The organism is Microcoleus sp. B7-D4 (genome assembly GCF_036705125.1).
GTDB lineage: Bacteria > Cyanobacteriota > Cyanobacteriia > Cyanobacteriales > Microcoleaceae > Microcoleus.
This window is the reverse complement of sequence record NZ_JAUBTT010000077.1, coordinates 3,399-10,042: the sequence shown is the minus strand read 5'-3', so window position 1 is coordinate 10,042 and position 6,644 is coordinate 3,399. Positions and strand designations below refer to the sequence as shown.

Sequence of the window (6,644 nt, the reverse complement as noted above, 5' to 3'; positions counted from 1 at the left end):
TGTGGCACGGGCATCTTGCCCGTGGAAGGGAACAGGCAAGATGCCTGTTCCACAAGATGAAAATTCATCTTTTGTGGAAGGGAACAGGCAAGATGCCTGTTCCACAAGATGAAAATTCATTTCTTGTGGAACGGGCATCTTGCCCGTTCTTAAGAATAGTACAACATCTCAGATTCAATAAATATGGGTAGCAAAAAGACAAATAAAAGTGAACAAACCCTAGAAATTCATGCCGAAGCCATGCTGTCTGACTACATAACTGCTGTTACTTGGTCGCCGGATGGCAAAACTTTAGCAGTCTGTTCTGCGGCGGGGGAAGTGATGCTGGCGAAAGTAGGGGCAGTTAATGAATTGTCCTTGCAAACGCTACAAAGTGCTACGGAGAAATCAGCCGATTGCTTGTCTTTTTCCCGCGACAGTCAATTCCTAGCTGCTGGCGGACAAGATGGAAAAGTGCGAATTTGGCGCGTTAATTCTGGTGAATTAATTGCTGATTTGGATAACCAGCGCGTCTGGGTTGATAAGTTAGCTTGGAGTCCCAACTGCAACCAGTTAGCTTTCAGTATGGGCCGCTACGTTCAAGTCTGGAATGCTGAGGATAATGTTGTTGAAGTAACGCTGAATTTCGAGTCATCATCTATTCTCGATTTAGCATGGCATCCGATGGTTCAATATCTGGCAGTTAGCGGCTATCAAGGTGTCAAAGTTTGGCATGGTGAAGACTGGGACGAAGACCCGGAAATTTTATCAGTACCCTCTGCAACCGGTGCCGTTTCTTGGTCGCCACAAGGGGAATATTTAGCTTGCGGCAATATGGACAATACTCTAATTGTTAATGAATGGGGTAATTTTGAACCGTGGGTAATGCAGGGTTTTCCGGGGAAAGTTCGGCAGTTAGCTTGGTCGGATAAAACTAATTCCTTGGGGGCGCCTTTGTTAGCGGCTGCGAGTTCGGAAGGTATTTCAGTGTGGGAAAAACACGCTGATGAAAGTGTCGGTTGGGATTCTTGGGGGTTAGAAGTGCATGAAAATGTGGTAAATGCGATCGCCTTTCAACCTACCACATTTTTATTAGCTTCTGCCGCCGCAGACGGTCAAGTTTGTTTGTGGGAGGAAGCAGAACAATTGCTGCAAATTCTAGAAGGCGCAGAGGGCGGTTTTTCCTGTCTCGCATGGCATCCCGAAGGTCAGTTTCTCGCCGCTGGCGGCTGTGGAGGCGAATTGCTGGTTTGGTCATAAATCTATGGGCGGCAAAGGGTTCGGGCGGCGCTAAGTTCGCATAAGCACCCGTTTGACCAAAACATAAACAATTGAAAACTTTAGGACTTACCCACGGGTATCCAGAAACCGGGTTTTTCGAGGGTCTACTTCGTTGCAGACTGCATCGAGTAAAAAACCCGGTTTCTAAGCGTCGAAGTGCGTCCTGGAGTGTTATCCTCTCTTTCTTGTCAAAATCCCTTGACTGGGACTGAACAGCAAAGCTACTAAAAATAACCCAAAAACAACTAATACAATTGCCGCACCAGAGGGCATATTCCAATAATAGCTGAGATACATACCGCTCACGCTAGCTGTAATCCCAATAATAGCTCCTAATCCCATCATTAAATGTAGCTCTTTTACCAACAAATACGCCGTCATTCCCGGCCCGATTAATAGGGAAATTACTAACAGCGCCCCCACAGTTTGCAAACTCGCAACAATCGTCAGCGTAATCGCCGAAATCATCCCCAAATAAATCCCGTTTACAGCCAAACCGCCGGCTTGCGCTCCCAACGGGTCAAAAGTATAGAATAGCAGTTCTTTATAAAATATTTTAACCGTCGCCAAAATAATCAAAGTAATGACAAAAGTCTGTTGCACGTCAGCAGGCGCAACTGACAAGATATTGCCAAACAAAAACCCGTCTAAATCTAATTTGGTTGTCCGCAATAGGCTAATCAAGGTGACGCTAATTGCTAAGAATGTAGATAAAATTAATGCCATGATTGCATCAATTTTGAGGCGCGATTGGGACTGAATCCACGCCATAATCACGGCGCTGATAATTCCCGATATAAACGCGCCGATTGAAATATTGAAACCTAAAGAAAAAGCTACGGGCAATCCTGCTAATACTGAATGGGCAATCATGTCCACCATCATTCCCATTTGCTGTACAATTAAATAGGAACCAACAACGGCGCAGAGAATTCCTAGCAAAATGCCGACGGCGATCGCATTTCGCATGAACTCGAATTGTAGCGGCTCAATTAGTAGGTTTAACATTGAATTAGGTCAATAATAGGATTTTTTTAACTACAATCAATTGCACAGGCGGGACGCCCGTGCCACAGTCAATTAATTGCACAGGCAAGATGCCCGTGCCACAATTAATTGCACAGGCGGGACGCCCGTGCCACAATCAATTGCACAGGCGGGACGCCTGTGCCACAATCAATTTTAAAGATAAATCTTTTTTTGCTTACGCTGACACTAAACTTAAATCGTATCCATAGGCTTTTTGAATATTGGCTGCAGTGAGAACTTCTCGGCAGGAACCAGTTGCAATTAACTGCTTGTTGAGCAATAATAAATTGTCGTACTGTTTTAAAGTTTCGCCTAAATCGTGGCTGATTACTAGCAATGTTTTATTTTCTGCTTTTAGTTCGGCAAAAATATCGAAAATAATTTCTTCTGTGGCTTTGTCGATCGCGTTAAAAGGCTCGTCGAAGAAGAATAAATCGGCTTGTTGGGCGATCGACCTTGCTAAGAAAATCCGCTGCTGCTGTCCGCCAGACAGTTCGCCAATTTGCCGATCGCGCAAATCCCACATTCCCACCCGCAGCAAAGCAGCTTTGACCAATTCTTGCGACTGCTTCGAGGGGCTGCGAAACCAACCAGTCTGGACGGTTCGCGCCATCATTACCGCATTCCACACCGTAATCGGATAATCCCAGTCAATTTGCGATCGCTGCGGCACATAAGCCACCCGCGACAACTGTTCCTTCAGCAGTCGCCCCTGATATTTCACCAAACCCCGACAGGCCGGGATCAATCCCAGCATCGCTTTCACCATCGTGCTTTTCCCCGCGCCGTTGGGGCCGAACACACCGGTTAATTGCCCCGATTCTAAATGGAAATTGACGCTGTTGAGGGCCGCAATTCCTCGATAATTGACAGCTAAGTCTTGCACTTCTAGCATAATTAGAGATTTTGAGAACGATTCTTGTTCGTAGCTACTACAATAGGATAACTCAAAAAAGTAATAACGATTATCGTTCCAAAGGTGAAAATGTTAAAGAACTGGGCTGGAAAAAGCGGCAGATTGTGCGGTGTGGCTGTTTTGGCAATTGGCTGCGGGCTGGTTGGCTGCAGTGGAGGGCAGAACGCCAGCAATCCGGTGTCAGAGAGTCCGGCCGCGACTCAAACTCAAGCCAGTCCCGCCGCCAACTTGCCCAAAGTCGTCGCCACGACTGGCGTTATCTGCAACCTAACTAGAGAAATCGCTCAAAGTTCGATCGACACCACGTGTCTAATCAAGCCGGGAGACGACCCCCACGCCTATCAAACCAAGCCGGAAGACCGCAAAGCGATTGAAACGGGCAATCTGATTTTATACGGTGGCTACAACCACGAACCCAGCATCATTAAGTTAATTGAATCTAGCAGTAATTCCGCACCCAAAATTGCCGTCCACGAACTCGCCGTTCCCAAACCGCTGATGGGCAAAGACGACCACGAACACGGCGAAGAGAAAGCCCAAAACCAACCCCATGCAGAAGGCGAAAAAGTCCCTGACCCTCACGTTTGGCATAACCCTCAAAATGGCATCCGTATGGTAGAAACAATTCGGGATGAATTGATCAAAGTTTCCCCCACCAATGCTCAACTTTTTACAAAAAATGCAGCAAGCTTAACAGATGAGTTGCAAAAAATAGATACTTGGATAAAAGCTCAAATTGCGACTATTGCAGCAGAAAAACGCAAGTTAGTAACCACTCACGATGCTCTGAGTTACTATGCCGATGCTTACGGTTTGGAGATGGCTGGAGCTTTGCAGGGTGTGACGACTGAAGAACAGCCCACCGCCGCAAGAATTGCCGAATTATCCTCTGAAATTAAGACCGCAGGAGTGCCGACAATTTTTGCCGAAACTACAACTAATCCGAAGTTGATGGAGACTGTGGCGAGGGAGGCAAATGTCGAAATTTCGGACAAGGAACTTTACAGCGACGAGTTGGGCGGCCCCGGCACCGGTGCTGATACATATCAGGGAATGCTGAAAACTAATACTTGCGCGATTATTTCTGGCCTCGGTGGTAATTGTACTTCCTTTGCAGGAGAAACTGCACCAACTCCCAAACCATAGACTTTCTAAAGTTCGCCTAGCAAGCACCTTATATTTCAATAGGGTTCAGTTAAGCTTGATCCCCCCTAACCAAGGGCGGGCACGGGGGCACCGCCCCTACGAAGGGGGGGACAAGAACTTACTCAAAGTCAACCCCTACTCCCCTTCTTAAGGGGGATTTAGGGGGATCTCCGAGGAATAAATAGTTTTAACCCAAGCGTATTGCCTTACCTTTGCTGGGTACGCAGCAAAAAGCAGCGTTTGCAATCGCAGGGGTTTTCGATTGCAAACGCTGCGTTGACTGAGATGACTTTAAGGTGAATGTGGCTCCTCGGTACTGGGGGGTTTTTGGCCAATTCCCAATTGTTTCTTAGAGGATTTTAGGTCTTTCCAAAGCATCTTAATATCTTTATAGGCTTTCTCAGCGCTAATTTTCCCCCCTGTTTCCAGCGAGCAAATATAAGTTATTTTTTGAGCAAACTCCTGCAAGTTGGCATTAAACGCCAAGTTTTCTGGCGTGAAATCACCGTAGTAGCGATTGCGAGGATGTAAAAAATCTTCCCGCTCTTTCATTGCCCCCTCCTAATTAAACTTTTGGTATTCAACTTTTGGTTCGGTCTCTGCTGTTAATAGCACTATTTGTACTCAGTATCGCGGCGCTAACTTGCTTCTATTGTATTGCGTAAGTAGCAATTGTGCTTTTTCGCTCTGTATTTAGTCTATTAATGCAGTCTTAACCTTAAGTTAGCTTTATTTTAACTTTTCTTTAACCTAAAAGCAAAAAAATTGGGAAATGCGCGGTTCGCATCTCCCTTTAGAGATATTTGGCAGTGGGTGATTAACCTTTTCTGAAGCCGAATATTTATTTGTGGCACTCGCAGCCGGTGTGGCCGCAGCCTTGGCCGTTGGGGTGGCCGTCAGCGCAAGCACTGGAACAGTATGTTTTGCCGTCTTTTTCAATGGCTTCGCTGGGGCTGACCACGCACGAACATGAAGGACAGGCACATTTTGTTTGGGTGGCGGTAGTCATTTGAGCTTCTCCTGGTGGGGTTGTTTATCTCTACTAATATCTGAACACATATTCAGATATTAGTCAAGGGAATGTAAAAGTTTTGTTACAAAAGGTTTGTCGATCGCACTAAAATGAAAATCAGAATTAAAACAAGCCTTGAAAAGATGTCACCCAACTCTGCTGTTAATGGAGCGATAAGTCAGCCTTACCAACAAAACGATACACCAACGTGCGATCCATCGCACCTAGTTGACTGTTTGCGGGCCGGGGACATCCAAACACAGGTTCTCAACACCGCCAAAGCTCAGCGGATGGCTGAGTTTTTCAGTCTTTTGGGAGATGCGAACCGTCTGCGGCTGCTGTCGGTTTTGGCAAAACAAGAACTGTGCGTGTGTGACTTAGCTGCGGCGTTGAGTATGAGTGAGTCAGCAGTATCGCACCAGTTGCGGGCATTGCGGGCGATGCGGTTGGTAAGTTACCGCAAGGTTGGGAGACAAGTTTTTTATAGTTTACTCGATCGCCACGTTTTTGAACTTTACCAAGCAGTCGCCGAACACTTAGACGAAGAATAATCTTTTGGGCATTGGGCATTGGGCATGGGGCATTGGGCATTGGCCAAACAGGGCATCGGCCAAACAGGGCATTGGGCATTGGCCAAACAGGGCATTGGGCATTGGCCAAACAGGGCATTGGGCATTGGTAATGGATTTAAAATTCTGTAGGGGCGGGTTTTACCAATAATGTCGGCCTAATACCAATAATCTTGTAAACCCGCCCCCACCCAACTAGATATAGCGGTTCTCAAGCGTGGTGAGGTATGCCCTATGCCCTATGCCCTATGCCCTATGCCCATGAGTACCTCATCTTTCTGAGAAAGGCTATATCAATCTTGGACGGTGTGGCCCGTAGCAACAACCGCCTGTGTAATTGACTCTTCAGAAGCTTGAGCCTCAACCGTAACAGTCTTAGCTGCGACATCCACATTGACAGTAGCTTCGGAGTCAACAGTTTTGATGGCTTTGGTAATTGTATCACCGCAGCCGGAGCAGACGATCGAGGGAACGTTAAGTAGTATTGCCATAATAAAAGCCAAATATTGTAGATGACAGTATTGATTGTGCTTTTATTTTAATCTAATTTCGCTTTCCAAGCAAAAGTGCGTCCGCATAAATTCTGACTCTACAAAAGCCAAGTCCTGCGGCGCCGACTAATGACTAATGATATTATGTCCGAGCGAGCGATTAAAGGGGCGGGTTTTTGAGATTGTTAATTATTGGCAGATATTGTTGGTGAACCCGCCCC

The 6,644-nt window shown here is 46.4% G+C and carries 8 protein-coding genes; 3 read left to right on the top strand and 5 right to left on the bottom strand.

The window, feature by feature from the left end; genetic code table 11:
• Positions 1 to 183 precede the first annotated feature (183 nt).
• The gene (locus QUB12_RS26505; RefSeq protein WP_333309164.1) at positions 184 to 1,239 is read left to right on the top strand and encodes a WD40 repeat domain-containing protein; all 1,056 of its coding nucleotides are present in this window, start codon (positions 184 to 186) and stop codon (positions 1,237 to 1,239) included.
• A gap of 192 nt (positions 1,240 to 1,431) precedes the next feature.
• Here QUB12_RS26505 and QUB12_RS26500 read toward each other — a convergent pair whose 3' ends face one another.
• On the bottom strand, positions 1,432 to 2,268 hold the full coding sequence (locus QUB12_RS26500; protein ID WP_333309162.1) for a metal ABC transporter permease: 837 nt from the start codon (positions 2,266 to 2,268) through the stop codon (positions 1,432 to 1,434).
• Positions 2,269 to 2,464: 196 nt separating this feature from the next.
• Positions 2,465 to 3,184 (bottom strand): metal ABC transporter ATP-binding protein, encoded by a 720-nt coding sequence (locus tag QUB12_RS26495; RefSeq protein ID WP_333309160.1) that lies wholly within the window; start codon positions 3,182 to 3,184, stop codon positions 2,465 to 2,467.
• Positions 3,185 to 3,274: 90 nt separating this feature from the next.
• Between QUB12_RS26495 and QUB12_RS26490 the strand changes: the two genes are divergently transcribed.
• Positions 3,275 to 4,351 carry a metal ABC transporter solute-binding protein, Zn/Mn family gene (locus tag QUB12_RS26490; protein ID WP_333309157.1) on the top strand — a complete coding sequence of 359 codons (1,077 nt, stop codon included), beginning with the start codon at positions 3,275 to 3,277 and terminating at the stop codon, positions 4,349 to 4,351.
• A 291-nt stretch (positions 4,352 to 4,642) separates the two neighbouring features.
• Here the strand turns inward: QUB12_RS26490 and QUB12_RS26485 are convergent, their stop codons facing one another.
• Complete coding sequence (locus QUB12_RS26485; RefSeq protein ID WP_333143497.1) at positions 4,643 to 4,903, bottom strand: DUF7219 family protein; 261 nt, start codon at positions 4,901 to 4,903, stop codon at positions 4,643 to 4,645.
• A 289-nt stretch (positions 4,904 to 5,192) separates the two neighbouring features.
• Positions 5,193 to 5,360, bottom strand: coding sequence for a metallothionein (locus tag QUB12_RS26480; RefSeq protein ID WP_333081421.1), 168 nt, complete (start codon positions 5,358 to 5,360; stop codon positions 5,193 to 5,195).
• A 146-nt stretch (positions 5,361 to 5,506) separates the two neighbouring features.
• On the opposite strand from QUB12_RS26480, the gene QUB12_RS26475 reads away from it, so the two are divergent.
• A complete protein-coding gene (locus QUB12_RS26475; RefSeq protein WP_333143498.1) occupies positions 5,507 to 5,914 on the top strand; it encodes a metalloregulator ArsR/SmtB family transcription factor in 408 nt (135 codons plus the stop codon).
• Between the two features lie 311 nt (positions 5,915 to 6,225).
• Here the strand turns inward: QUB12_RS26475 and QUB12_RS26470 are convergent, their stop codons facing one another.
• Positions 6,226 to 6,423: a heavy-metal-associated domain-containing protein gene (locus QUB12_RS26470; RefSeq protein WP_333107044.1), complete on the bottom strand. Its 198-nt coding sequence runs from the start codon at positions 6,421 to 6,423 to the stop codon at positions 6,226 to 6,228.
• Positions 6,424 to 6,644: the final 221 nt, after the last annotated feature.